The organism is Jatrophihabitans sp. GAS493 (genome assembly GCF_900230215.1).
Classification (GTDB): domain Bacteria; phylum Actinomycetota; class Actinomycetes; order Mycobacteriales; family Jatrophihabitantaceae; genus MT45.
In genome coordinates this window covers 3,076,275-3,101,642 of the sequence record NZ_LT907982.1, presented here as the reverse complement: position 1 = coordinate 3,101,642, position 25,368 = coordinate 3,076,275, and the positions used below count along the sequence as shown (strand labels likewise).

Here is a 25,368-nt window from a genome sequence, read left to right as displayed (position 1 = left end):
TTACTCCGGGATGGGCGCCAGCGAGTTGCCCGCCGCGTACTGACCGCAGTTCGTCGGCGCCTGGGTGGTGCCGAAGCGATCCTTCAGCCAGCCCAGTGCCGCCGGTAGCCAGGTCGGAACACTGGTGACGTGGCTGGTCGAGTCGTACTGGTCGTACTGGACGCGGACCCCGCGGGCGCAGTACTGGTTGGCCAGCGCCCGCACATCGCCGGTCACCATCACCCCGTCGCCTGGGCCGAAGGTCGGCGACACCGGCGTGCCCTCCAAGGTGCCATTGGCACCCTGTCCGATGAACAAGGGTGTCGTCGGCGTGCCGCCGGTGCCCATGATGAGCTGGTTGACCAAGTGCACGTAGACCGGCACGCTCTCTGGCGTCGGGTACTGCGGCTTGGCCAGTTGTGTCCAAGTCAGGCCCGAGTACTGCCCGAGCGCGTTGATGATCGATGCGTTCAGTAGCTTTTTGTAGACCTGAACCCCGTAGTCGCTCAGGTACGGCGTCAGGTCGACGTTGAAGCTGCGAGAGACGCCGATGATCGCCATCGGCATGACTCCGGCCCAGATGGAGCTGCCGTCGATGTAGTGCAGGTTGTGGGCCGGGTCGACGAGGACCCCGCCCATCGCCGCGCCGACCAGATGGCGGTTGACATCCGGCGCGTACTTCGGCGCCAACTCGCTGGCCCACTCGGTGGCGATGGCGCCCCCGGAGTAGCCGATCATGCCGACTTTGGTGTCCGGGCGGAAGCCGAGCGAGGGTGAGGCGAAGGCCGCCCGCAGCCCGTCGAGGGTGTTCATCCCGTACTCGGGACCGGCCGCGAAATCAGCCGGCTGCCCCTCGGTGTCCGGGATCTCGACGCTGTACCCGGAGAGCAGCACCGGCGCGATAAGCAGCGTCTCGATATTCGGGATGATGCCTCCGAGCGAGACATTGCCGGCGATGGCGACCGACGGTTCGTCGGCCGGGTTCAGCGAGTCGTAGAAGGACTGGTACGAGACGATCTTCGGCGCTCCGAACCGGAATGGCGGCTGGATCACCGTAGTGACGTTCGTCGTCGGCTGCCCGAGCGACCCGGTGGAGCGGTATAGCAGTTGGGTTGCCCCGAGCGGGATCGGGATTCCGACCACGTGATAGGTGAGAGTGCGGGTCTTCAGCACCGTGCCGGGGGCAATGCTGCTCAGCGGCGTCGACCCGCTGTAGGTGTAGAACGAACCGCTTGAAGCGCTCGCGCCGAGCGGATTGGCCACCACGCCGACGGCGGCGGCCGAAGTTAGGGCGACGGTCAAGAGCACGGCCTTGACGCGCCAGCGCCGGCTCCGTGAAGACCGGGTGGGACGTTCGATTGACCTCTCGGTCGGGACGGAGACGCTCATCTCGTCCCCTCTGGGCAGGCAGTCATTGGTTACCCCGATATCGGTAGAAGGTGGACGGCGAGATGCAGGTCACACTCGTCGTTCGCTACCGTATCCGATCGCGGTACGTTGCGGTACCACCAATTATTCGCCAGTCCAATAGTTCAAGAGCTCAAGCCGGTTGAGGCATATTCTTATGGTCATGATCTTCATCGTGGTCAAGTTTCCAATTCGCCCCGAGCGAAGCGACGAGTGGCCGGAGCTCGTCGCCGATTTCACTGCGGCCACCCGCGCCGAGCCCGGAAATCTCTTCTTCGAATGGTCGCGCAGCGCGGACGATCCGAATGAGTATGTCGTGGTCGAGGCCTTCCGGGACGACGATGCCGGCGCGGCACACGTCAACTCCGCGCACTTCAAGACTGCGATGGCCTGGATGCCCGGCGTCATCTCGGCGACGCCGAAGATCATCAACGTGACGACGCCGGGCGACGGCTGGTCGGCGATGGGCGAACTCGCCGTCGGCTGAGGGCCACGTAGATACTTGCGGCCATGAGAGTCCTGATCGCCTCGGACAAATTCAAGGGCTCGCTCACCTCCCGGGAGGTCGCCGATGGGCTCGAGAAGGGGCTGCGTCGAGTCGATCCGTCAATCGCCGTCACCCGGGCAATGGTCGCCGACGGCGGCGAGGGGACGATCGATGCGGCACTGACCGCCGGTTTCGATGCTCGCCCGGTGGCCGTGCCCGATCCGCTGGACGAAGGCTGGTTCCCGGCTCGATACGCGCGCCGTGGCTCTACCGCACTCGTCGAGCTGGCCGAACTGGCCGGACCGGGGCGCCTACCCCGGCCCGGACCGCAGCCGTGGGATGCCTCCACGCTGGGCGTAGGGGTGGCGATCCGCGCCGCGATCGAAGCGGGGTGCACCCAAGTAATCGTCGGGGTGGGCGGCAGCTGCTCGACCGATGGCGGCTCGGGACTCCTGGTCGGGCTCGGGGCGCGGCTTCTGGACGCCACAGGCCACCCAGTACCGCTCGGGGCGCGCGGGCTCACGCTCGCGACCGGCATCGATCTGACGCAGGTTCACCTACTCACCTCGGGCATCCGCCTGGTGGCAGCCACCGACGTGACGAACCCGCTGCTCGGTCGCCATGGTGCGGCCTACGTCTTCGGACCCCAGAAAGGCGCGGCCCCGGCTGACCTGCCGCTACTCGACGATGCCTTGGCGAGGTGGGCCGGACTCATCGACACCGCCACCGGGCGGTGCCTGCGAAGCGCGCCCGGGGCGGGCGCCGCGGGAGGCGTGGGCTTCGCCCTCCAGTCAGTCTTCAACGCCCAAGTCGTCTCCGGGGTGGACTGGGTCCTGGAGTTGATCGACTTCGCCAGCCTGCTCACCGGCGTCGACCTCGTCGTCACCGGCGAAGGTTCGCTCGATGAGCAGAGCCTCAGCGGCAAGGCCTCGGTGGGGGTCGCCCGAGCCGCCCGGAGCGCGTCCATACCCGTGGTCGCCGTCTGCGCGACCAACGAGCTCTCCCCAGATTCGTGGCGGACGGCCGGATTCGACGGCGTCTGGGCATTGCGGGATCTCGAGCCGGATCGGCGGCGCAGCATGGAGGGCGCCAAGACCCTTATCGAGGCCCTGGGCGAGCGGATGCTGCGTGAGTACCTCGACGGTGGGCTCGCGTAACTTGGAACCAGCCCGGCGACAACATTGCCCGATTGCGCCCGAGACCGGAGGTGATTCGCCCATGACCACCGAGCCCTCGACGACTGTGGAGCCGGCCATGGAGTCGGCGACCGACCTGACCTCGCTGGAGCGGGTCCTGCCGCCGGGCGTAGTCATCCAGGACGAGACCCGCAAATCCGCCTATCGCTGGGATCGGGCCAACGACCCTGAGGCGGGCATGCCCCTCGCGGTTGTCCGGGTCACCTCCACCGAGGACGTGCAGGCGGTCGTGCGCTTCGCCGCTGCTCACAATCTCGCGGTCATACCGCGCGGTGCCGGTTCCGGACTCTCCGGCGGAGCCTCGGCGCTCGACGGGTGCATCATGATCTCTCTGGAGAACATGCGGGCAATCGACATCGATCCGGTCACCCGCACCGCAGTCGTCGGTCCCGGGGTCCTCAACGCCGAACTCAAAGCCGCCGCCGCCGAGCACCGCCTCTGGTATCCACCCGATCCGTCGTCCTACGAAATCTGCTCCATCGGTGGGAACGTCGCCACCAACGCCGGCGGCCTGTGCTGTGTGAAATACGGGGTCACCACCGACTACGTTCTCGGCCTCACCGTGGTGCTGGCCGATGGAACGGCGGTGAATCTCGGCGGGGCGCGCTTGAAGGACGTCGCCGGGTTGTCAATGACCAAGCTCTTCGTCGGAAGCGAGGGCACCCTCGGGGTGATCACCGAAGTGATCCTCCGCCTCGTCCCGGCCCAGCGACCGCCGGCGACGCTGGTGGCAACCTTCGCGTCCCTGGGCGGGGCGACCAACGCCGTACTGCAGATCACCCGACGCATGCGGCCATCCATGCTCGAATTCATGGACAAGGCCTCGATCAACGCCGTCGAGGATCTCCTCACCATGGGCCTGGACCGCGACGCCGAAGGAATGCTGATCGTTCAGTCGGACGAGGCGCTGGGCCACTCCGCGGTTGAGATCGCCGAGATCATGGAGATCTGCCAGACGAACGGGGCGACCGAGGCCTTCTCGACCGACGATGAGGAGACCGGCGAGGCATTCGTCCACGCTCGCCGAATGGCCATCCCCGCCGTCGAACGGAAGGGCTCGCTGCTGCTGGAGGACGTCGGGGTACCGCTTACCCAGCTGGGGGCGCTGGTTCAGGGGATCGAACAGATTTCAGCCCGGCGCGACATCGTCATTCCGGTGATCGCCCACGCCGGCGACGGGAACACCCATCCACTGATCGTCTTCAACCCCATGGATGCGGATTCGAAGGCCCGGGCCCACCTCGCTTACGGAGAGGTCATGGAGCTGGCGATCGCGCTCGGCGGGACCATCACCGGCGAGCACGGCGTCGGTCGGCTCAAGAAGCCCTGGCTCGGCGACTACCTCGGTGCGGACGTCTTGGCGCTCAATCAGCGGATCAAGGATGCCTTGGATCCGCAGGGGATTCTCAATCCCGGCGCGGTCTTCTAACCGCTCGCCATTCGCCGCGCGGTCGGCTCAGCCGGTTCAGCAGCTCAGCCAGCTCAGAGCCGTTCCAGAGCCGGCAGCAGTTCTTTCTCCGCCCACCCGAGGAACTCGTCCTGATACTCGCCGCCGATCTGGATCAGGGCGAGGTGGGTGAAGCCGGCGTCGGCGAACTCGGCCGCCTTCGCCACGACGGCCGAGACATCGTCACCACAGGGAATGGCGTCGGCGACGTCGGCCGGAGTGACGAATTGGCTGGCGGCCGCGAAGGCGGCTGTCCCCGGAAGCTCCGAGTTGATGGCCCAGCCTCCGCCGAACCACCGGAACTGGTCGTGGGCGCGGGCGACCGCAGCGTCCCGATCGGCGTCATAGCAGACCGGGAGCTGCCCGATCCGCGGCTTCCCGCCGCCGCCCGCCGCGTCGAACCGCTCGCAGATCGCCTTATCGGGCTGGACGGCGATGAGTGCGTCGCCCAATCTCCCGGCCAGTTCGGACGAGGACGCCCCGGAGGCGGCGATCGCGATCGGCGGGGGCGTAACCGGAAGGTCCCATAGTTTCGCCGAATCCACCTGGAAGTGCTTGCCCGCATAGTTGACGTAGCCACCTGCGAGAAGGGCCTGAATGATCTCGACCGCCTCGCCGAACCGCTCGTGACGCAGATTGAACGGCGGCCACCCGGCGGCCAGCACATGCTCGTTCAAGTTCTCGCCTGACCCCAGCCCGAGGGTGAACCTGCCCCCGGAGAGGAGGCTCACCGTCGCCGCCTGCTGCGCGATCACCACCGGGTGGTAGCGGAAGCTGGGGCAGGTTACGTAGGTCATCAGCTCGACCCGGCTCGTCGCCTGGGCGACCGCGCCGAGCAGCGGCCAGGCTGCCGGAGAGTGCCCCTGACTCTCCAACCACGGGAAGAGATGATCGCTCATCACCTCGAAGGAGAAGCCGACCTCCTCGGCTCGAACGGCGTCAGCCACCAGGGCCGCCGGCGCGGATTGTTCGCACATCAGGGTGTAACCGATCTGCAGCATGGAGGCGGTCCCTTCACGTGGCTGGGTTGATTGGCGCGGATTGGCAGGTGATTGGTCGGGTTTTACTCAACACTCAGTCTTGGGCCAAGGCGTAGATGCGGCTCTCCTCCACGTGCCCGGTGAGCTCCAGTGGATCGCGCCAGACTTCGACGGCACCGGCGTCGAGGAGTTCGGCGGCGCTGGTTCCGCCGCAGGTCAGCCCGATGAAGGCGATACCGGCACGTGCCGCCGCCTGCGCATCCCAGACGGAATCTCCCACGAAAACAACGCCATCCCGGGTCAGTCTGCCCTGCTCCATCGCCGCTTGCAGAATGTCCGGCTGCGGCTTACCGGACGCCGCATCGTCGGAGGAGGTGGACTCGTGCAGCAGCTCGTCGGCGTTCAACGTGCTGCGCAGCATCGCGAGTTCCTCGTCCGACGCCGACGAGGCGAGAACGCTGCGCAGTCCGAGTCGCCGGCAGCCGCGGAGCAGGTCGAGGGCACCCGGAATCGGGCGCAGCCTCCCCCAATACTGCCGGTACAGCGTCAGATGGGCGGCGGAGAGCAGGTCGTCCTCACCCCGGTCACGGCCGGCACCGAGGAGATGATCGAGCAGTTCCGTCGATCCCATACCAATACTCCGGTGCACCGTGGCCATCGGGCAGTCGTGCCCACGGCTGCCCAGGGCGTAGGTCCAGCAGAGCGTGTGGACGTACGTGGTGTCGACCAGCGTGCCGTCGACATCGAAGAGCACGCCGCGTACCGGGTCATCCGACATACGTTTCCTCCCACACGACGCGCTCCCTCACCGTTTCGGCAGACGTCCGTTCTGGTACCCCCAAACGGGCAGAACGAAACCCGTCAGCCTCAGGCGATCGTCTGCGCGGCCACCGCGTCGACGATCCCGTCGATGCTGCCCGAGCTGGTGTAGGCGAGGCGCTGCAGGCGGGCACCGCTGCCCCGACGGCGCAGATCCTCCAGACCGGAATGGACGAGGTCGCTGTCGCCGGCGTCCAGCAGCGCTGGGCCGATCACGTCGACCATGTGATCGATGAGGTTCCAGGCTGGCACGACATGAGCGGTGGAGACGTCGACGAGGTCCTGTTCGGTGCCGAAGCGGGCCGCCCGCCAGGAGGCGGCGCGGAGCAGTTCGCTGCGGACTCCGAGCACTTCGCGGCCGTCCCGTGCTGCCGTGGCGGCGGTCGAGACGAGCCCCCGAACCACAGCCGCGATGGTGACCGCGTCGGCGGCGTTGGCACAGACATCCGCCACGCGCACCTCCACGGTCGGGTAGCGCGCTGACAGCCGAGCATCGAAGTAGATCATCCCGTCATCGATGGCAGCGCCACTGGAGACCAGCGCCGCCCGGGCCCGCTCGTAGCCGGCTACGTCGCCGAAGGGATCGGCGATCCCGGACGTCGGCCACTGCCCCCACAGCACCGTGCGATAGCTGGCATAACCGGTGTCCTCGCCGGCGAGGAAGGGCGAGTTCGCGCTCAATGCGACCAGCAGCGCCAGCCAGGGCCGGATCCGGTCCAGCACGGCCACCCCCTCGTCCGGAGACTCCACCGAGACGTGCACGTGCATTCCGCAGGTCAGCTGTGTGCGGGCGACGCGGCCGAAGACCCGCATCATCTGCTCGTATCGGTGCACCGGTGTCGTGGAGACGTGCTGGTCGAGCGGGCTCGTCCCGCAGGCCAGCAGCCGGGCTCCTTCTCCGGCGGCGGCGCTCGCGAGCTCGGACCGGCGCCGCCGAAGCTCTCCGGCCAACTCACTCAGCGAAGTTGTCGGGCGCGTCCCGAGCTCGGCCTGCTGGCGCTTCAGTTCGTGTTCAAACTGCCCGTCCGAGGCTGCCTCTGCGGCCGCGACCACCTCGTCGCCGGCTGCGGCCAGCTGTGATGACCCAGCGTGAACCAGCAGAAACTCCTCTTCCACCCCGACCGTTCGCACGAGACCCAGTCTGCCGGTTCCCTTCACTGCGCTCGCGGCGGGCTGCGCCGGCCAGCGATCTGATCGGCGGGTGGTCACCCGGCGAGGAGTTCGGCCATCTCGGTCAGTTCGAAGAACGACGCGATCTGCTGGGCTGACCGGGCGCCGGTCTGCGGGCCGGCACCGGCCGCCAGTAACGCCCGCACCATCTCCGGCTGCCGGCGGAATGTAGCCGCGCCCAGGGCGGTCTGACCGTTGTCGTTCACCCGCTCGGTGTCCGCCCCTCGCGCGATGAGCATCTCAACGGTCTCCAGGTGGCAGTGATACGCCGCCAGGATCAGCAGGGAGTCCCCGACGGCGGTCGTCAGGTTGACCGGTATGCCGGAGTCAATCGCGTCAGCCAACTGCGACGTCTCTCCGGCCCGGGCCAGGTCAGTCACCCTCAGCAGCAGTTCGAGCTCCTCGGCGATCAGTAGCGGCGCGCCGACGTAGGCGGTCAACGACGTCTCCGGCGGGCCGGAGCCACAGCCGACCGCATCACCGACGGCGCCCGATCCCACGCCCGATGCAGCCCCAGTGCCGCCAGCAACTCGTCGGCAAACGGTTTGCCGGCCGACTCCGAGATCGAGACGCCGGGGCCGTCGGCGGGGATGCCGGCCGACTGCAGAACGGTGGTCGCGTCACCCCAGCCGGCGACGGCCTTGCAGTGCCGGTAAGCCTCCTGCAGCAGGAGCACGAGCTTGATGTCATCGCTGCTGCTCGTCCCGCCGGCAACCACCAGGGCATCGAACTCGATGGAGCGGGTGGTGAGCAGCGTCCGATCAACCGTGACGCGCTGTCGCGCCGCCTTCAGCACTCCCCCGACCGGTGCGATGACCAGCCCCGTGACCCTGGCCTTCGCTAGTAGTTTGACCAGCTGGTTGACCCCGGCCAGGTCGGATCCGGCGTCGGCGATGATGCCGACCTTGCGACCGGCGACCGGGCCGGGCCCGTCGGTGACCTGTGACAGCGACGGCGACAGCAAGCCTTCGGGCACCGGCGCCCCGTCCGGTGCTACCAGCCCGAGGCCGGCGGCCACCTGGGCGCAGAGATCGGCGTCGACGTTGGCCAGCACCTGCAGTTGCCGCTGCTTGATAGCCGCTTCGTACACCTTCCCCAGCTCGAAGGTGAACGCCTCGACCAGATGCGCCTGCTCCAGCGGGCTGAGGCTGCGGTAGAACATCGCTGCCTGGGAGAAATGGTCGTCGAAGGAAGCGGGCGCCGCGCGCACCACCGACCCGTCGACCGGGCGGGACGTCTGCACGTACCCGCCCTGCGCGGCGGTAGCCGGCTGGGGCTCGTCGCCGTCGATGCTGTTCGGGTGATAGGGAGCCAGACCCGTATGGATAGCCGTCTGGTGCATGCCGTCACGCAGCATGTCGTTAACGTCAGCCTGCGGTCGGTTGATCGGCAGCTGCGCGAAGTTCGGCCCGCCGAGACGGGTCAGTTGGGTGTCGAGGTAGGAGAACAACCGGGCCTGCATCAGCGGGTCATTGGTGACCTCGATTCCGGGTACCAGATGGCCGGTGTGGAAGGCGACCTGCTCGGTCTCGGCGAAGTAGTTGGTGGGGTTGCGGTTGAGCGTCAGCTTCCCGATCAGTTGAACCGGGGCCAGCTCCTCGGGAACGAGCTTCGTCGGGTCAAGGAGATCGATACCCTCGAAACTGTCGCTGCCGTCGTCGGCCATCACCTGGATGCCCAGCTCGTACTCGAGGTAGGCACCCGCTTCGATGCCGTCTGCCATGTCCCGACGGTGGAAGTCCGGATCGCAGCCGGCCGCGATCTGGGCCTCCTCCCAGACCAGGGAATGAACACCGGCAGCGGGCTTCCAGTGGAACTTCACCAGGCTGGTGTCGCCGGCTGCATTGACCAGACGGAAGGTGTGCACGCCGAAGCCCTCCATGGTCCGAAACGAGCGGGGAATGCCCCGGTCGGACATGTTCCAGAAGACGTGATGCGTCGCCTCGGTGTGCAGCGATACGAAGTCCCAGAACGTGTCGTGAGCGGACTGGGCCTGCGGAATCTCCCGGTCGGGTTGGGGTTTCGCGGCGTGGATGATGTCGGGGAACTTGATCCCGTCCTGGATGAAGAAGACCGGCATGTTGTTTCCGACCAGGTCGAAATTGCCCTCGTCGGTATAGAACTTGACCGCGAAGCCACGAGTGTCGCGCACCGTGTCCGCTGATCCACGCGAACCGAGGACCGTCGAGAAACGGGTGAAGACGTCTGTCTTACGCCCCTTCTCGGCCAGGAACGCAGCCTTCGTCACCGACTTCGCGGTGCCGTAGGACTCGAAGACTCCGTGGGCCGCCGCGCCCCGCGCGTGCACGACTCGCTCCGGGATTCGTTCATGATCGAAGTGGGTGATCTTCTCCCGGAGGTGAAAATCCTCCAGCAGCGTCGGGCCACGCTCCCCCGCCTTGAGCGAATGATCAGTATCGGGCAGTCGCAGACCCTGAGCTGTGGTGAGGAACTGGCCGGCCTGGGCGCGCTCGTCGCGCGGGCCGGGATCGCCGGCGACGACGCCGGTCGGGCTCGTTCGTTTCGGGGCGCCCTGGTCGGGTTGGCGGGATGGCATAGCTCGCTCCACTCACATTTCGAAACAGTGGAGGCGAGGTTCTTCACCTGTAGTTTTGAACATACACGCAGCGGGCAGCATGGCAACGGACCACGACGTGACCGAGGAGAGGGATCCATGACGACGCCGTCGCATCCGCTTGAGGATCTGGAAGATCAGACCTGGACTTCACTGATGCAGCTGGCCCGGTCGCTGCACCTGAAGGACGCGAAACTGCAGCCGACCCTCGACGCGATCATCTCCCAAGCTGTCCAGACGATTGAACCGGCCGAACACGCCGGCGTGATCCTGGTCTTGAACGGAAAGCTCATCCCGCAGGCAACACTCGGCGAGCCGCCTTACATCCTCGACTCGCTGCAGCAGCAGACCGGTTCCGGACCCTGCATCGACTCAGCCCGCGAGCAGTCGGTGATCAGCATCGACAACATGGGGACGGACACGAGATGGCCGAAGTTCATTGGGCAGGCCATCTCGCTCGGAGTGTCGAGCATGCTCTGTGTCCCGCTCTGGGTAGATGAGCTGCGCCTCGGAACGCTGAGCCTCTACGGGCAGAAACCTGATGCCTTCACCCCGCAGCATCTGCAACTGGCCTACCTCTACGCCACCCATGCCGCGCTGGCGCTGGCTGATGCACAGCGAACGGCGCAGCTGCTGGAAGCCCTGCGAAATCGCGACGTCATCGGGCAGGCCAAGGGCATACTCATCGAGCGCCTGAAGATCACACCACAGGAGGCCTTCGTGCAGCTCTCGTCGGCTTCGCAGCGGGCCAACGTGAAACTCACCGTTGTGGCTGAACACCTCGTCACGACCGGGGAATTGATGCCTACCTGACCAAGTCCTGGTGTTCGCTGTATCACCGTCGGTGTACCGGTCTCCTCTCTTGTGACAGCGAGGGAGGTGGACGAGTTGGTAGCGAATATCGAGACCGTCGACGCGGAGGCGCAGCTTCGTGTCCCGGAGACGAATGTGCCGCAGATTGCTGGTGATTCCACCACCACGTCGGCCGTCCGGCGCCGTCGGGGCAGGGACTTCCGCCGGTACTGGGTCGCCGGCGCCGTCGACGCGATGGGCTCCCACGCCGCCACCATCGTCGTCCCACTGATCGTCCTGGGCGCTGGCGGATCGGTGACGCTGGCCGGTGCGGTCGCCACCCTTTCGATCGGCGTCGAGACGCTCGTCGAACCGGTGGCCGGAGTGCTGGCCGACCGGGTGTCGCGCCGGTCGATGATGATCGTCGCCGCGCTCTTCGCCGCCGCTGCCGCCCTCGCACTGGCCCTCGTCGTGGCGCAGGACGGCTATCGTCTCGACGTCGTCGTCGCTCTGGTGCTGGCGGAGGCAATCGCCACCGCCAGCTACGGCGCCGCCGCGCAGGGAGCGATCCGCCAACTGCTCCCACCGGATGATCCTCAGCCCGCACTGGCCGCTCTGCAGGCCCGTGACCAGGGTGCCGCGCTCGTCGGGCCGCCGGTCGGCGGCCTGCTCTTCAGCCTCACCCGTTGGGCCCCACTGCTGTTCAACGCCATCTCCTACGTCGTGACCGCCGTGCTGGTCGCCGGCATCCGGACCGACCTCACCCCGACCGCCGCTGTTGACCGGGAGCGAGTCGATCGGGAGCCGGAGGACCCCCGCGACAGCTTCCTGCAGTCGAGCCGGGCCGGGCTGCGCCTGGTCTTCGGACACCCCTTCCTGCGGTTCGCCCTCAGTTGGGGCGCGGGGATCAACGCGGTCTTCGCGACCGTCTACTACGTAGTGCTGCTCAACGCCGCGTCGAGCGGCGCGTCGGCGGCGGCGATCGGCGTGCTGCTCGGGGTGGCCTCGGGATTGGGGCTGGTCGGCTCGTTGGCCGCACCGACGGTGCTGCGGCGAGTCGCGCCGACGAAGTTGATCCCGCTGACTTCCTGGGTGATGGTGGTGCTGGTGGCGGCGATGGGCCTCACCGGCGAGCTCTTCGCGCAGGGTCTGCTGCTCGGGACTGTGTTGCTGATCTCGCCGGCGGTGAGCATTCTCTTCCAGTCGTACGCGATCGCCACCGTTCCGGTCGAGATGCAGGGACGGGCCGGCGGGGTCATGGGCTTCTTCCTCGGGCTCTCGCTGCTAGCCGCCCCGGTGAGCGCCGGGCTGATGGTGCAGTGGCTGGCCGGCTGGGCGGTCACCACCGTGCTCGCCGCGCTCCTGGCCCTGTTGGCCGTCTACGCCCGCACCGGAACCCAGGCCCTCCTCGACTGCGCCAGCGCGATCGAAGAAGACCTGGCCGATGCGAGTGAGTCCAGCGAGCCGAGTGAATCCAGCCAGGCACCCGAATCGGAAGTAGAGGCCTGACGATGGAACTGGCTATCGAACTCGTCCCGCCGACCTTGCCGAGCGCCGCCGAACTGGCACCGCACCGGCAGTGCACCATCGCCGACGCCGGTGGACGCTGCGAGGTCTTCACCCTCGACACCACGACCGGCCGCCGCCGCCAGGTGACCAACCGCACCGACGGCACCACGCTGGCCGACATAGACCCGGCCGGCCGCCGGGTCTGGTGGTTCGACGACGATCTGGCCGGCGTCGGTCGCTGGTTCATCCAACCCTTCGCCGGCGGCGCGGACACGCCGGCACTGCCTGAGGTGCCCGCCGGACGCCACGCCGGGCTGGCGATGTCCACCGACGGCACCGCCGCGATCGGGTTGGCCGATGAGGATGGTTTCGACGTCTACCTCCGCCTCGGCGACCGGGCCGGCGGCGACCATGCGGTCGAGCATCTGCTGCGCCGGCACGGGGCCGGCGAGTTGATCGACCTCAGCTCCGACGCCACACTGCTGGCGACGGCGGCCGAACCGGAATCGTCAGCGGCGGTCGAGATCCATCCGGTCGGCGGCGGCGCACCGGTGCAGCTATCGGGCGAGCGAATGCCTTTGTGGGCGAGCGGATTCGGTCCCGGCGGCGCGTCGGCCACACTGCTGCTGACCCGGCAGACCGAGCTCGGGTATCAGGTCGGCACCTGGACCTTCGCCGCGGGCTGCACCTACTGGCCCGAGGTCTTCGACACCGAGATCTCGACCAGTTGGTGCCCGGACGGTTCGGTGCTGATCCGTCAGGACCGCCACGCGCGCAGTCGCCTGACCCGTCTCGATCCCACCACCGGCCGCACCCAGCTGCTGCCCACCGCACGCGGCACCATCCTGGACGCGCAACCGCACTCGGACGGGGAGGTCCACTACCTCTGGACCGACGCCGCCACTCCGCCGGTCGCCCGCCGGGTGCTCCTCCGGGAGGCAGCCCCTCAACCACGGCCGCGCGAGTCGAATCGGGGCGCCGTCGGTGAACTCTGGGCCGATGGGCCGGGCGGTCCGGTGCATACCCTCTGGCTGCCACCGGAGCCCGCGGCCGTCGGGGCACCCTGGCCGACCGTCTTCCTACTGCACGGAGGGCCGCACCAGCAGGATCGCGACGCCTATGACCCGGCGGTCGCCATGCTCAATGCGGCCGGGTTGGCCGTCGCCCGGGTCAACTACCGCGGTTCCAGCGGCTACGGACCCCGGTGGCGCAACGATTTCAGCGCCGGCGTCGGGCTGACCCAGCTGGCGGACGTGAGCGCCGCCCGAGACGAGCTGGTGGCTCGGGGCTGGGCCGACGCGGACGCGGTGGCGATCGCCGGGTGGTCCTGGGGTGGCTATCTGGCCTTACTGGCCGCCGGCGTGCAGCCTGACCGGTGGCGAGCAGCGGCCGCGGCCTATCCGATCGCCGACTATCCGCAGGCCTACGCCGGGGCTACCACCGAGCTGCGAGCACTGGACGAACGCCTCTTCGGCGGTCCGCCTCAGCTGCAGCCGGAGCGTTACCGGCAAGCCTCCCCGGCCAGCTACATCGCGCAGGTGAAGGCGCCGATCCTGCTCGTCGCCGGCCGGTATGACCTGCGCTGCCCGGCGGGTCAGATCGAGTCGTACGCCGATGAACTCACCGCCCGCGGTGGTTCGGTGCGCCTGATTCGCAGCGACGCCGGGCATGGCGTCCAGTCGGGGCAGGCCTCGGTCGACGAGCTGGTCGAGCTCGTCACTTTCCTGGCCGGCCAACTGCACGACCAGCAGGTCACCGCCCTCGTCGGCAGCGAAGCGACCTGACCAAGCCAACCCGAACACACCAGATCCCCAACACAACTAGGGCAATCCGCCCACGAAGCCAGTCGGAAGGAGGTGAGAGCGATGCGCAAGACAATTGTGAAGAACGACCCACTGGACATGATCAACCAGAATCGGGCCCGGCCGGTCATCGTCGTGGTCGTCGTCATCGTACGGCGCTAATTCACCGGCAATCCGGTCAAACCATCCGGGCCGACCCATCGGCCACGGACCCTGGCCGCGGAGAGGGCTGTCGGGGCGAGATGAGTTCGCCCCGACAGCTCTCCGGCCAGATTACCCCGCCTCTGTAACCGAATCACTGCTATCCGACGCCCGAAGGGGGCCGATCATGCAGATCGCACTCGTCAACATGCCATGGGCGCTCATCGACGTCCCCTCCCTCGCCGTCGGCATCCTGGGCCGCTCGGCGCGCCAGACGCTGCCCGATGCCCGCGTAAACGTCGTTCACGCCAACCTCGAATACGTCGATTGGCTCTGCGAGCGCCGCCAGTTCGCCCTCGGCGACTACCACTTCCTCGCGCTGGAATCGTACTTCGCCGGTCTCGGCGACTGGGTGTTCTCCTCCGCGCTCTACGACGACCCGCAGTGGCGGGTCGAGCACATCGGCAACGAACTCTCCTACACCCCGGAGCAGGAGAAGCTCAGCCTCGAGCTGCACGCCAGCGCCGGCGAATTCATCGACGACCTGGTCACCCGCATCCTGGCCGACCGCCCCGATGTGGTCGGGTTTACCTCGACATTCCAGCAGAACACCGCATCGCTAGCCGCGGCCCGGGTGCTGAAGCAGCGGGCACCGCACGTCATAACGATGATGGGTGGCGCCAACTGCGACGGAGCCCAGGGGGCGGCCGTGGCCCGCAACTTCACCTTCGTCGACTTCGTGGTGCGGGGCGAAGGGGAGCATGCCTTCCCCGCTCTGCTCCTCGAACTGGACGACGCTCGCCGCGAGAACCGGGCGCCGGCGCCGGAGGCGCTGGCCCGCATCGATGGCCTCTGCTGGCGGGACGCCACGGACACCACGAATACGGTAATCGCCAACGATATGAGCCGCACGCCGCTGGCTCCGGCCGAGATCGTCGCGCCGGACTATGACGGCTACTTCGAACGCCTGGAAGCCTCCATCGCCCATGACTGGGTCGAACCGAAGCTCGTGCTCGAGGGTGCGCGGGGCTGCTGGTGGGGCGAGAAGCACCACTGCACGTTCTGCGGGCTCAACGGAACATTCATGCAGTTCCGCAGTAAGAGTCCGACCAAGTTCTACGATGAGATCATCGAGCAGGTCCGCCGGCACCAGGTGATGGATATGTTCATCGTCGACAACATCCTCGACATGAACTACCTGCGATCGCTCATCCCGGCTCTCGCGGAGTCAGGCTATGACCTCCGCCTGCAGTACGAGATCAAGTCGAACCTCAAACGTCCGCAACTGGCGGCGCTGGCCGATGCCGGCCTGGTCAACGTGCAGCCCGGCATCGAGAGCCTGAGCACGAGTGTGCTGAAAATTATGGACAAAGGGGTCACCGGGGCGCTCAACGTCCGCATGCTGCGGGACGCGGCGAGCGTCGGGCTGTCGGTCTCCTGGAACTACCTCTTCGGGTTCCCCGGGGAGGAGAGCCAGGACTATGAGGACGTCCTGGCCCAGATGCCGGCGCTGCACCATCTGCCGCCACTGGAGGCGGTTGCGCGCATCGCCATCGAGCGCTTCAGTCCCTTCTTCGACCGGCCCGAACTCGGTTTCGGCGACGCGCGGCCGGATCCGCAGTACCGACGCACCTATGATCTGCCCGAGGAGGAGCTGCGCGAGCTCGCCTATCTCTTCACGGCCGACCCGCACGGGATCGACGACGAGCTGTCGCAGCGGCTGCACGCGGCAGCCCGCGTCTGGCAGGACGGGTACCCCGACTCGACGCTCACCCACGTCGATCTGGGCGAGGAGATCCTGCTGGTCAGCCACCGAAAGTCGTTCGACTGGACGGTGCACTGGCTCCGAGATCGGTTGGAGCTGGCGATGTTCCGGCTGCTCGACCAGCCGCACTCGGTCGCCTCGCTGCACGACCAGTTGCGCAAATCCCTGCCCACACTGGACCAGACGGATGTGGATGCGGTCCTGGGTGACTGGCGCGATCTCGGCATCGTCTTCACCGACAACGGCCAGTACATCCAGGTCGCGCCGGAGGCGACCAACCAGGAGTTGGTCCGCTTCGCCCGCACCTACGAGTTCGACCCCGACCCCGAAACCGGCGCCGACACCGCTGCCGCTGAGCCCGTCTTGGAGGCATCCCGATGAGCACCGAACTCCGGTCCAAGCCCCGCTTCGGGCCGGCCGATGCCGGTCTGCAACTGCACCAGTGGCGTCACCATGATCTCGAGACGACTTCGATGCCGGCAGTATCGGCGGGCAGCGACTCGATCCCAGCCGGGGCCGACCCAGCCGCGACCGCCGCTCGCCTCTTCGCCGACGGAGTGCGTCGCGTCGAGTTCGGCGAGCCGGTCGAGCTCTCGGGGCGGGTCGACCCGCGACTGCTGGTGACGACGATGCTGCTGCTCGGCGAGCTCACCGCGCTCGGCGTGGTCGTCGATTGGGACGTTGACCTCGGCGAGCTACCCGACGTCTGGACCTCGATCAGCCATCTCAGCCCCCCGCGGCGGATCGTCGGCCTGACCGATGAGGAGGCGCAGGGGATCCTCGATCCGTGGCGATCGACGTTCTATCTCGACAAGTGCGTCTACCGGCAGGGTCCAGGATTCATCCAGGTTCGTGACCGCCGCGACGCGACCCTGCATCGGCTGACGATCGATGACCCGCTGTACCTCGATGCGGTGGCGAAGCTGAGCCGAGGCTGTGCGATCGAGGAGGTGCCGACGGAGGTCTGGGAGGCGCTGCTCGGTGAACAGCTCGTGGGCGTGGTCGGGGGGCTCGCCTGGTGGATGCCCTACCGGGTGAGGCGCTGGCCCTGGCCATCCTTCGCGGTGTGACAAGGGCAGCATCAATCCGACTCACCTGACGCGGATCACCTCTGGCGTGATCGAACGTCTGTGCGATACGGTCAGAGCATGCGAACTGCCAACTCCCTTACCTGCGACTCCACGAGCGCGTGTGGTCGAACATGCAAACTGTCGGCCAGTCATGGCTGGATTCACGCGGCCTGGGTCGATGACCGCATTCTGCGCTGGGACCACACCGGCCACAGCTGGACGGTCGAACCTCCGGTCGCGGCCATCATCGCCAACCGGCTACCCTGGGCCGTCCGCGCGCGCAGGATCGCCTGATCCGGACCCGGGTACAGCGCGCCGAACGGAACTCGCTGCTTGCCTCAGGCCGCGGTCGGTGAGTTGTTGAAGCTGGAGGTCGGCAGGTTCCACTCACCGAAGCCGTCGTAGGGCTTCATGGCCGGGCCGCCGGTATTCGTGTAGATGACGACGTCGCCGATTCGACTGAACTTGTAGAACCACTTCGCGTCCGGAGTGTTGAGGTTGGTGCACCCGTCCGATGTCGACCGGGCTCCGATGTTGCGGCCGTTCCAGGCCGCGGCGTGCACGAACTCGCCACCGTTCGTCAGCCGAACCGACCACGGAACGATCAGGTCGTAGTTTCCGAGCAGACCCCCACCGCCGACCATTCGGACTGCGCCACTGGGGCGCAGCGTGTCGGAGCCGGGCGCATCCTCGCCGAGTTGCTGGACGACCTTGATGCCGTTCGCGGTCGGGGTCACCGGTGCTCCGCACGAGGTGAGCATCGGCGCACGCACGGCAACACCGTTCGACTTCACCGTCATGCGCTCAGTTGCACAGTTCACGTATGAGATATGCGCGTCTGCGGTGGCCATGGACAGGGTCAGGCTGTCGTCGAAGACCAGGCCGGCCCCGGCCGACTTGCCCTGCGTCTGCATTGCCATCGTGATTGCGGCATGCGCCGGCCAGAACTGATTCGCCGCCCCCGCCGCCGGCGCCGGTCGGTAGTGGGCCTCAATCGGGTAGCCCCGGTTGATGGACGAGGATTCGAAGTACCAGGATCCGTGGTTGACGACCCCATTGACCTTCACCACGGTCGCCGCGGCGAAGGCCTTCCCATCCGTGATCTTGCTCGAGAAGTACGCGACGATCGGCATCCCGACCCCATAGGTCGCCCCGTCACTGTTGAGCAACCGGATGTGTACCGCCTTGGCCACGGCCTTGGGCGAGGAGGGTGCGCTGGTCGTCGCCGACGCAGATGCCACTCCGGTCGTCGCTGCCGGTGCAGATGGGGACGTTGACGCCCCGCTACCGACCGCGGGCGAGTCGGGTTGGCTCGACTTGGCTCCGGCGGAACCCGACGAACCGCTGCATCCGGCAAGCAGAAGCGGCACGGCCAGCAGTCCGGCGACTGCCCCCCGCCGGCACAGGCTCAGCGGCGGAACTCCACGACGACTCGACACTGGTCAGCCCCACATCCACATTAGTTGAAAGCTCAAGCATAACGCCGCGAGCGGGTCGGTTCTGCCGGTTTGCGCCCTGACGAAGAACTCCTCAGCCCACGAGCCCAGCCGTGGCCGACCGGCGTCGCGATGTGAGGCCTGAGCGATCCTACTGACTCAACCAAAGAGTCAGGCCACACCTGCTCGACAATCTGCCGGGAAATGCCGTGATTTCGGTATCAAATCCATGTCCTCGGCCGTCTTCCCTGTGTCGGCGCCGGCTTTGACGCGTTTCTGAGCACACGAGCTGAGCGGGTACCGACGTCTACGAAACTGCATGCATTCACAGGTGAAGAGCCGTGATGTGCATGGGCCTGGCCGGATCCCGCGGATCGCCGAGCGGCGAGTCGATCGGGTCAACCACCCGAAGAATTCCCGAGACATTTTCACCCTGGAGGTTTGCGATGCCAATATCGGATGTTTCCGCACTACGAGCCGCGGTCGAGGCGGCCGGTTCGTCCTGGCGGGTGCGAGAGCTGCCCGCTGATGAACCCGGCCACGGTCTCGGCTGGGAGCCAGCCCCAGAGCCTCTGCAGGCCCCGGCCCTGGAACGGGGTAGCCGGCTGCTGAGCGCCATTCGGAGCAAGTCCCAAGCCGCGCGGCTGGCCGGCGGACCCGGGATCGCCTCGGAGTTCGACTGGCGAGCCCGGGGCGTCATCGGCGCTGTCCAGGACCAGGAGTGGTGCGGATCGTGCGTGTCGTTCGCAACGACCGGCCTGCTCGGCGCGCAGGCCGGGATCGAACTCGGCCAGAACGGGCTGCACTTCTCGGAGGCCGACCAGCACTTCTGCTCCAGCCACGGCGCCAACTGCGGTGGTTGGAACAACGCGACGGCCCTCGGTCAGGTGCAGTCACGCGGCGTCGTGCTGGATGCCGTTTTCCCTTATATGACGGCGTTCGACAACCCGCCGCAGGGCGATCCGAATGACCCGGAGCACCTGTGGCTGGCCTACTGCCGTGACGAGGGCGACCGCATCCACGAGGCGTACAAGGCGAACACCTACACCGCACATACCGGCGACGATCGGAAGACCTACCTATCGACGGTCGGGCCGATGGTCTGCGGCTTCACCGTCTACGAGGACTTCGACAACTACGGCGGCGGGGTGTACCGGCACACCTCCGGCGACGTCCGGGGCGGGCACGCCGTACTGGTCGTCGGCTACAGCGACGCCGACCAGGCGTGGATCTGCCGAAATTCTTGGGGGCTCAACTTCGGCGGGGCAGCTCATCCGGACGGCACCGGCGCCGGCTTCTTCAAGATGGGCTACGGCGAATGCGGCATCGACGGCGAGGCGTTCTACGGACTCACCGGCGTCACCGTTCCGCCTGCGCGTTGGCTGGTGCCGACCCTTCAGGTTCCGGCTCACGCCGAGATCAACCCGGTGTCACGCAGTGCAGATCACCTCGACATCTTCGTCACTGACGTCTCGGGCGCGATCTACACCGCGGCCTGGGAGCCGGACTTCCCCGACTGGTGGCACGGCTGGTGGCGGCTCAATGGCGGCGCGGCCGCGCCCGGGGCTCCGGTCCATGGCGTGTCACGCAGCACCGACAAACTCGACGTCTTCGTCGTCGGCACCGACAACCACACCTACACCGCGGCGTGGGAGCCGGACTTCCCCGACTGGTGGCACGGCTGGTGGGTCGTCAACGGCGGGGTGGCTGCGCCGGGAGCGCACATCACCGCGGTGTCCCGAAGCGCCGATCACCTTGACATCTTCGTCGTCGGTACCGACGGTGGCGTCTACACCGCGGCCTGGGAGCCGGACTTCACCGACTGGTGGCACGGCTGGTGGCGCATCGGCGACCTGGTGGCCCCACAGGGGGCACCGGTGCACTGCGTCTCACGCAGCACCGACAAACTCGACATCTTCGTGACCGACGTCAACGGCGTGGTCCAGACGGCAGCCTGGGAGCCCGGCTCCAACGGCTGGCAGGGATGGTGGGAACTCAACGGCGGGCGCGCGGCGCCCGGTGCAGCCGTGACGGCCGTGTCGCGCAGCACCGACAAACTCGACATCTTCGTGACCGGTACCGACGGCGGTGTCTACACCGCCGCCTGGGAACCGGACTTCACCGACTGGTGGCATGGCTGGTGGCGCATCGGCGACCTGGTCGCCCCACAGGGGGCACCGGTGCACTGCGTCTCCCGCAGCACCGACAAACTCGACATCTTCGCCACCGACGTCAACGGCGCCATCCAGACGGCGGCCTGGGAGCCCGGCTCCAACGGCTGGCAGGGATGGTGGTCGCTCAACGGCGGGCGGGCCGCTCCGGGAGCGCCGGTCACTGCGGTCTCCCGCAGCACCGACAAACTCGACGTCTTCGTGGTCGGCACCGACTCGTGCATCTACACCGCGGCCTGGGAGCCGGACTTCACCGACTGGTGGCACGGCTGGTGGCGGATGGGCTAAACACCGGCAGCTTCACCCGGGCAGGGGCTCCGCAGCGTGCCGCGAACGCGACACCATCGCGACGCGTTGCGGAGTTCTCGACTCCCCGAGCCGAGCCGAGTCGAGTCGAGCCGAGTCCCCGAGCCGAGCCGCCGGAGTACCGTGCGGACGGGAGGAGACCGATGGAAGAGTTCGAGGTGACCGGCGTAGCCGGGCAGCCCATTGTCCTGCCGATCGGGCCCGGACCAGCGACGGGGCACGTCTGGCGGCTGCGGCTGCCCGACGGTGTGCGGCAGGTGGATGACACCGCGGCAACAATGCCTGACCCCTTGCACGCATTGGGTGCGTCGATGGGGCGGAAGTTTCAGGTCCAGGCCGAGGCTGGGGACCACCAGATCGACGCCGAGTTGGCTCGTCCGAACGAGGAGAAAGCGGTGCGGGTCGTACGCATCACGCTTCATGCCCAGAGCTGACTCTCTCCGGTCACGACCGAACAGCAGAAACGCGGCCCCGATTGAAGGATCGGAACCGCGAGACTGCAACCAGCGCACCTTTGTCACGGCTGCACGTTGGCGGTCCCCCGATCGCCCGACAGCTGTCCTCTCCCCCGAGAGGATCCATAAGGAGTGATGTCACGGTGCCCTATGGCGGCACCCCCAGGTGCCACAGAAATATTGTTTCCTAGACAAATACTTTCGGCAACTTGGACTCCTGAGTAACATTTTCGAAGAGGCGATGAGGCCGCCGGATGAACACCAGGTGACTGAATCGGAAACGTCACGTCCACGCGAATTTCTCACTTAAAGTGACGCCCGGCACACTTAGGCATTTCGTCTATTGAAACTGCTCACGGGACGTTACGGTCTGTGACAGCGGCTGACGCTGCTGCGGTTGACGCTCGGCCACGACTCCCCCGACGTGGCCGAGCTCCCGCAAATCAGGCGACATCCGTAGTAGCTCGTTGTGCCCGTTCGGAAGTCAATCCGGCATTGATGATGACCTCGCCGCACGCCGCCGCGCCGGAACTGAATAACTCGCGGCAGATCAATTGATTTGCCGCGGCTATTTACTGCATTAATGATCAGTCTGCCGGGTTTTTCCTATTCACTGAGGGGTGATCACGGAGAAACATCGGAACCAAAGGTGATTTACCGGGACCACGGTCAGACTTCGGCCAGCTCAAGGTCCTCGTCGGCGCGCGCCGCACTGCCTTCAGCGAGGCCGTCGTCAATCGCCCGGCGCGACGCGAGCCACATCACAACTCCGACCACGAACACGATTCCCTCGGTCGCCGTCAACGCCCAGATCACGCCGGATAGCCCGAACCACAGATTGCCCAGCAACACGATCGGGATGAAGAGCACTCCCTGCGTCACGGACATCACCGTTGCCGCCAACGCCCGTCCGGTCGCCTGGAACAGCGAGGTGAGCAGTCCGGTAAAGCCGTTCGCGATCATCGCCACCAGCTGGGCGGTGAGGATGGTGACGCCGATCGCGAGAACCGAACGGTCGGCGGAGAACGCGGAGAAGACCTGCTCACGGAAGACGATCAACGTCGCCGCAGTGATCACGGTTATGCCGCCCACGGCGAAGGCCGATCCGCGTAGTGCCGCGCTCAGGCGAACACGGTCGCCCTTGCCGTAGGAGTAAGCCAGCAGAGGCAGCACACCAAGCGTCACGCCCATAACCAGGAACTCGGGTACCTGTGCGATCCGAACGGCTACGCCCATCGCGGCGAGCGGGCCGTCGCCATAGCCGACGGCGAGGTTGTTGAGCACTAGCGAGGTGACGATCAGGAAGCCGGACTGAAGCAGTTCGCCGACCCCGACGCCCAGGACGGGCTTCAAGACGTGGGGCGACAGGGTAAACCAGCGCGGAGCCACGCTCATGTGGTCGCTGTGCCGCGCCAGCCAAGTGGCGAAGTAGGCGACGACGCCGAGGTTCGCCAGGCCGGTTGCCAGCGCGGCACCGGCAACGCCCCAGTGCAGTACGAGGATGAAGAGTAGATCGAAGGCGAGGTTGGCGACAGTGGAGGCGATGAGACCGACCATCACTTGACGCGAGGCTCCCTCCGCTCGCACCAGTTGCTCGAGGCAGAAGGCCGCGGCCAGGACCGGAACGAAGGCCAGCATGACGCCGACGTAGGCCCGCGTTGCCGGCACTGCGGCGGCGTCCGCGCCGAGGAGTGAGACCAGCGGATGCAGCAGAAGCAGTCCAGTGCCGCCCAACACGGCACCGGAGATCACCGCACCCCAGACCGCGAATGAGGAGACGTGCTTGATCTCGCCGGCCTTCGCGGGGTCGTTTTCGGCCGCCCCCAGCAGTCGCGAGACGAGCGCGCCGCCGCCGACGCCAAAGACGCCACCCACCGCCATGACGAGACCGAGGATCGGCGAGCCCAGGGTGACGGCGGCCAGCAGCGCGGTGTCGTGCAGCGAACCGATGACGCCGGCATTGATGACGTTGTAGACGGCGCCGACGATCATCGCCGCCGCCATCGGCACGCAGAGGTGGATGAGGGCGCGGATGATCGGCGCGGTGGAGAGGTACCAGCGGTTGGAGCCGGCGGCGTTGGAATTGGACGGGGATTCAAGTGTCGTGGTGGTCATGGCAAGTCCTTTCCGGGCAGGTTCGAGTGCACGCGGGCAGACGCCAGCGCGGCGGGGCGTGTACTGGGTGCGCGACCGGGCCGCGCTATCTGCTCGGCCGGCTGGTTCGCCCGGCCGGCTGGTTTTACGGCCGGGTTGGCTGCGGCAAGTCGGCCGTGATCTTGGTCAGCAGCGCCTGCAGAGTGGTCCGTTCGCTGTTAGTCAACGGGGCGAGGATCGTCTCGTCGGCTGCGGTCATAGCGGCCTCCAGCCCGGCCGTGAGCTCGGCGCCGGCCGGCGTCGCGTAGACGCGCTTACTGCGTTCGTCGCCGACCTCCGTGCGGCGCTCGATCAGGCCGCGACGTTCAAGCCCCTTCAACAGGCTCGACACACTTGCCGCGCTGGTACGGCTTCTCTGCGCGATATCGCGCTGGATTGCACCAGGGCTCTGGACCAGGTGGGCGAGCACGAACCCCTGCTCGAAAGTGACGTCTCGCTCGCGGATCCAGTCCTCAGCCGCTTTGCGTTGCGCCCAGCCGATCCAGCGAACCAATTCAAGAGTGCTGGTGAGCTTGGGTGCGTCCATGTTTAGAACCTTAACTGTTAGAGTTCTAACTGTCAAGTGTCTAACTAGCCAGCGGGATCCTCAGCGCCAGCCAAGGGCCGGAGCGACGTGCGTGAGCAACGAGTCGAGGACGTGAGCGCAGTAGTCGACGCCGAGTTGATTCGGAATTGTCAGCAGCAGCGTGTCGGCGGCGGCGATCGCCTCGTCCTGGGCGAGCTGCTCGACGAGGCGGTCGGGCTCACCGGCGTAGGACTTGCCGAAGCGCGCCTTGCCGCCGTCGAGGAAGCCGACCTGATCCTGCGAGCCCGCGTCACGCCCGAAGTAGGAGCGATCGAGGTCGTTCACAATCGGAAAGATACTCCGGCTGACCGAGACCCGCGGCTCACGGACGTGGCCGGCCTCGATCCACGACTTACGGAAAACCTCGATCTGCTCCGCCTGCAGCTGATGGAACGGGACACCGGTGTCCTCACTCAGAAGTGTGGAACTCATCAAGTTCATCCCCTGCTCGGCGGTCCATTCGGCGGTCTTCCGGGTTCCGGCGCCCCACCAGATGCGCTCCCGCAGCCCCTCGGAGTGCGGCTCAACGCGCAGCAGACCAGGCGGATTGGCGAACATCGGACGCGGGTTGGGCTCAGCGAATCCCGCCCCGTTGAGAACGTCCAGGAAAACACGGGCGTGTTCTCGGGCCATGGCAGCGTGATCGGTCCCCTCAGCCGGCACGTATCCGAAGTAGCGGTAGCCGTCGATGACCTGCTCCGGTGACCCCCGGCTGATACCGAGCTGCAGCCGTCCGCCGGAGATGAGATCAGCCGAACCGGCGTCCTCGGCCATGTACAGCGGGTTCTCGTAGCGCATGTCGATCACGCCGGTGCCAATCTCGATACGGCTCGTTCGAGCACCGACGGCCGCGAGCAGCGGGAACGGTGACGAGAGCTGATTGGCGAAGTGATGCACCCGGAAGTACGCCCCGTCTGCGCCGAGCTCCTCGGCCGCGACAGCCAGGTCGATGGACTGGAGCAGGACGTCGGAGGCCGAACGCGTCTGCGAGTGCGGCGAGGGCGACCAGTGACCGAAGGACAGGAACCCGATGCGTTTCATGATTGGGCCAACACCTCGCGGGCGCCCTCTCTTCCCGGCTCGTCCAAGGCATGCGGTTCGGCCGGCGCCCCCCGAAGGAGGTGCCGGCCGAAGCGAGTGTC

At 67.0% G+C, this 25,368-nt stretch carries 21 protein-coding genes; 11 read left to right on the top strand and 10 right to left on the bottom strand.

Annotated features, from left to right (window positions below):
* Entirely contained in the window at positions 1-1,281 is a 1,281-nt protein-coding gene (locus CPH63_RS14380) for a lipase family protein (RefSeq protein ID WP_197704359.1), read from the bottom strand.
* A 268-nt stretch (positions 1,282-1,549) separates the two neighbouring features.
* On the opposite strand from CPH63_RS14380, the gene CPH63_RS14375 reads away from it, so the two are divergent.
* From CPH63_RS14375 to CPH63_RS14365, 3 genes are all read left to right on the top strand, one after another.
* On the top strand, positions 1,550-1,873 hold the full coding sequence (locus tag CPH63_RS14375; protein ID WP_096305163.1) for a putative quinol monooxygenase: 324 nt from the start codon (positions 1,550-1,552) through the stop codon (positions 1,871-1,873).
* A 23-nt stretch (positions 1,874-1,896) separates the two neighbouring features.
* Complete coding sequence (locus CPH63_RS14370) at positions 1,897-3,030, top strand: glycerate kinase (RefSeq protein ID WP_096303567.1); 1,134 nt, start codon at positions 1,897-1,899, stop codon at positions 3,028-3,030.
* Positions 3,031-3,127: 97 nt separating this feature from the next.
* A complete protein-coding gene (locus CPH63_RS14365) occupies positions 3,128-4,498 on the top strand; it encodes an FAD-linked oxidase C-terminal domain-containing protein (RefSeq protein ID WP_096305162.1) in 1,371 nt (456 codons plus the stop codon).
* Between the two features lie 53 nt (positions 4,499-4,551).
* Here CPH63_RS14365 and CPH63_RS14360 read toward each other — a convergent pair whose 3' ends face one another.
* The 5 genes from CPH63_RS14360 to CPH63_RS14340 all read right to left on the bottom strand — a co-directional run bounded on the left by CPH63_RS14360 (position 4,552) and on the right by CPH63_RS14340 (position 10,042).
* The gene (locus CPH63_RS14360; RefSeq protein WP_096303566.1) at positions 4,552-5,517 is read right to left on the bottom strand and encodes a TIGR03557 family F420-dependent LLM class oxidoreductase; all 966 of its coding nucleotides are present in this window, start codon (positions 5,515-5,517) and stop codon (positions 4,552-4,554) included.
* Positions 5,518-5,590: 73 nt separating this feature from the next.
* Entirely contained in the window at positions 5,591-6,274 is a 684-nt protein-coding gene (locus CPH63_RS14355) for an HAD family hydrolase (protein ID WP_096303565.1), read from the bottom strand.
* Between the two features lie 89 nt (positions 6,275-6,363).
* Positions 6,364-7,446 (bottom strand): glutamate--cysteine ligase, encoded by a 1,083-nt coding sequence (locus tag CPH63_RS14350; RefSeq protein WP_197704358.1) that lies wholly within the window; start codon positions 7,444-7,446, stop codon positions 6,364-6,366.
* Positions 7,447-7,520: 74 nt separating this feature from the next.
* Positions 7,521-7,925, bottom strand: coding sequence for an ankyrin repeat domain-containing protein (locus tag CPH63_RS14345; RefSeq protein ID WP_197704357.1), 405 nt, complete (start codon positions 7,923-7,925; stop codon positions 7,521-7,523).
* Complete coding sequence (locus CPH63_RS14340; RefSeq protein ID WP_096303563.1) at positions 7,922-10,042, bottom strand: catalase; 2,121 nt, start codon at positions 10,040-10,042, stop codon at positions 7,922-7,924. The genes CPH63_RS14345 and CPH63_RS14340 overlap by 4 nt, the downstream gene beginning before the upstream one ends.
* Before the next feature lie 117 nt (positions 10,043-10,159).
* Here CPH63_RS14340 and CPH63_RS14335 point away from each other — a divergent pair, with 117 nt between their 5' ends.
* From CPH63_RS14335 to CPH63_RS14310, 6 genes are all read left to right on the top strand, one after another.
* The gene (locus CPH63_RS14335; protein ID WP_096303562.1) at positions 10,160-10,873 is read left to right on the top strand and encodes a GAF and ANTAR domain-containing protein; all 714 of its coding nucleotides are present in this window, start codon (positions 10,160-10,162) and stop codon (positions 10,871-10,873) included.
* 66 nt (positions 10,874-10,939) lie between these two features.
* Positions 10,940-12,361: an MFS transporter gene (locus CPH63_RS14330; protein ID WP_096303561.1), complete on the top strand. Its 1,422-nt coding sequence runs from the start codon at positions 10,940-10,942 to the stop codon at positions 12,359-12,361.
* Between the two features lie 2 nt (positions 12,362-12,363).
* Positions 12,364-14,145, top strand: a complete 1,782-nt coding sequence (locus CPH63_RS14325; protein ID WP_096303560.1) for an alpha/beta fold hydrolase — start codon at positions 12,364-12,366, stop codon at positions 14,143-14,145.
* A gap of 346 nt (positions 14,146-14,491) precedes the next feature.
* Positions 14,492-16,450, top strand: a complete 1,959-nt coding sequence (locus CPH63_RS14320) for a RiPP maturation radical SAM C-methyltransferase (protein ID WP_096303559.1) — start codon at positions 14,492-14,494, stop codon at positions 16,448-16,450.
* Positions 16,447-17,139, top strand: coding sequence for a DUF5825 family protein (locus CPH63_RS14315; RefSeq protein WP_096303558.1), 693 nt, complete (start codon positions 16,447-16,449; stop codon positions 17,137-17,139). Before CPH63_RS14320 ends, CPH63_RS14315 begins: the two co-directional genes overlap by 4 nt.
* Positions 17,140-17,217: 78 nt before the next feature.
* Positions 17,218-17,433: a hypothetical protein gene (locus CPH63_RS14310; RefSeq protein WP_096303557.1), complete on the top strand. Its 216-nt coding sequence runs from the start codon at positions 17,218-17,220 to the stop codon at positions 17,431-17,433.
* 44 nt (positions 17,434-17,477) lie between these two features.
* Here CPH63_RS14310 and CPH63_RS14305 read toward each other — a convergent pair whose 3' ends face one another.
* On the bottom strand, positions 17,478-18,380 hold the full coding sequence (locus tag CPH63_RS14305; protein ID WP_157749570.1) for a L,D-transpeptidase: 903 nt from the start codon (positions 18,378-18,380) through the stop codon (positions 17,478-17,480).
* A gap of 641 nt (positions 18,381-19,021) precedes the next feature.
* On the opposite strand from CPH63_RS14305, the gene CPH63_RS14300 reads away from it, so the two are divergent.
* Together CPH63_RS14300 and CPH63_RS14295 are read left to right on the top strand one after the other, a co-directional pair.
* A complete protein-coding gene (locus CPH63_RS14300; protein ID WP_096303555.1) occupies positions 19,022-21,034 on the top strand; it encodes a C1 family peptidase in 2,013 nt (670 codons plus the stop codon).
* Between the two features lie 161 nt (positions 21,035-21,195).
* Positions 21,196-21,486 (top strand): protease inhibitor I42 family protein, encoded by a 291-nt coding sequence (locus CPH63_RS14295; RefSeq protein ID WP_096303554.1) that lies wholly within the window; start codon positions 21,196-21,198, stop codon positions 21,484-21,486.
* Between the two features lie 690 nt (positions 21,487-22,176).
* Here the strand turns inward: CPH63_RS14295 and CPH63_RS14290 are convergent.
* From CPH63_RS14290 to CPH63_RS14280, 3 genes are all read right to left on the bottom strand, one after another.
* The gene (locus CPH63_RS14290) at positions 22,177-23,622 is read right to left on the bottom strand and encodes an MATE family efflux transporter (protein ID WP_096303553.1); all 1,446 of its coding nucleotides are present in this window, start codon (positions 23,620-23,622) and stop codon (positions 22,177-22,179) included.
* 124 nt (positions 23,623-23,746) lie between these two features.
* On the bottom strand, positions 23,747-24,187 hold the full coding sequence (locus tag CPH63_RS14285) for a MarR family winged helix-turn-helix transcriptional regulator (protein WP_096303552.1): 441 nt from the start codon (positions 24,185-24,187) through the stop codon (positions 23,747-23,749).
* 60 nt (positions 24,188-24,247) lie between these two features.
* On the bottom strand, positions 24,248-25,267 hold the full coding sequence (locus CPH63_RS14280; RefSeq protein ID WP_096303551.1) for an LLM class flavin-dependent oxidoreductase: 1,020 nt from the start codon (positions 25,265-25,267) through the stop codon (positions 24,248-24,250).
* Between the last annotated feature and the right edge of the window lie 101 nt (positions 25,268-25,368).

Coding starts and splice junctions, on each gene's coding strand:
- CPH63_RS14340 (WP_096303563.1), bottom strand. CDS start 10,042: ATGCCATCCCGCCAACCCGACCAGGGCGCCCCGAAACGAACGAGCCCG.
- CPH63_RS14365 (WP_096305162.1), top strand. CDS start 3,128: ATGGAGTCGGCGACCGACCTGACCTCGCTGGAGCGGGTCCTGCCGCCG.
- CPH63_RS14290 (WP_096303553.1), bottom strand. CDS start 23,622: ATGACCACCACGACACTTGAATCCCCGTCCAATTCCAACGCCGCCGGC.
- CPH63_RS14285 (WP_096303552.1), bottom strand. CDS start 24,187: ATGGACGCACCCAAGCTCACCAGCACTCTTGAATTGGTTCGCTGGATC.
- CPH63_RS14320 (WP_096303559.1), top strand. CDS start 14,492: ATGCAGATCGCACTCGTCAACATGCCATGGGCGCTCATCGACGTCCCC.
- CPH63_RS14315 (WP_096303558.1), top strand. CDS start 16,447: ATGAGCACCGAACTCCGGTCCAAGCCCCGCTTCGGGCCGGCCGATGCC.
- CPH63_RS14335 (WP_096303562.1), top strand. CDS start 10,160: ATGACGACGCCGTCGCATCCGCTTGAGGATCTGGAAGATCAGACCTGG.
- CPH63_RS14370 (WP_096303567.1), top strand. CDS start 1,897: ATGAGAGTCCTGATCGCCTCGGACAAATTCAAGGGCTCGCTCACCTCC.
- CPH63_RS14310 (WP_096303557.1), top strand. CDS start 17,218: ATGCGAACTGCCAACTCCCTTACCTGCGACTCCACGAGCGCGTGTGGT.
- CPH63_RS14360 (WP_096303566.1), bottom strand. CDS start 5,517: ATGCTGCAGATCGGTTACACCCTGATGTGCGAACAATCCGCGCCGGCG.
- CPH63_RS14300 (WP_096303555.1), top strand. CDS start 19,022: ATGCCAATATCGGATGTTTCCGCACTACGAGCCGCGGTCGAGGCGGCC.
- CPH63_RS14280 (WP_096303551.1), bottom strand. CDS start 25,267: ATGAAACGCATCGGGTTCCTGTCCTTCGGTCACTGGTCGCCCTCGCCG.
- CPH63_RS14355 (WP_096303565.1), bottom strand. CDS start 6,274: ATGTCGGATGACCCGGTACGCGGCGTGCTCTTCGATGTCGACGGCACG.
- CPH63_RS14295 (WP_096303554.1), top strand. CDS start 21,196: ATGGAAGAGTTCGAGGTGACCGGCGTAGCCGGGCAGCCCATTGTCCTG.
- CPH63_RS14325 (WP_096303560.1), top strand. CDS start 12,364: ATGGAACTGGCTATCGAACTCGTCCCGCCGACCTTGCCGAGCGCCGCC.
- CPH63_RS14375 (WP_096305163.1), top strand. CDS start 1,550: ATGATCTTCATCGTGGTCAAGTTTCCAATTCGCCCCGAGCGAAGCGAC.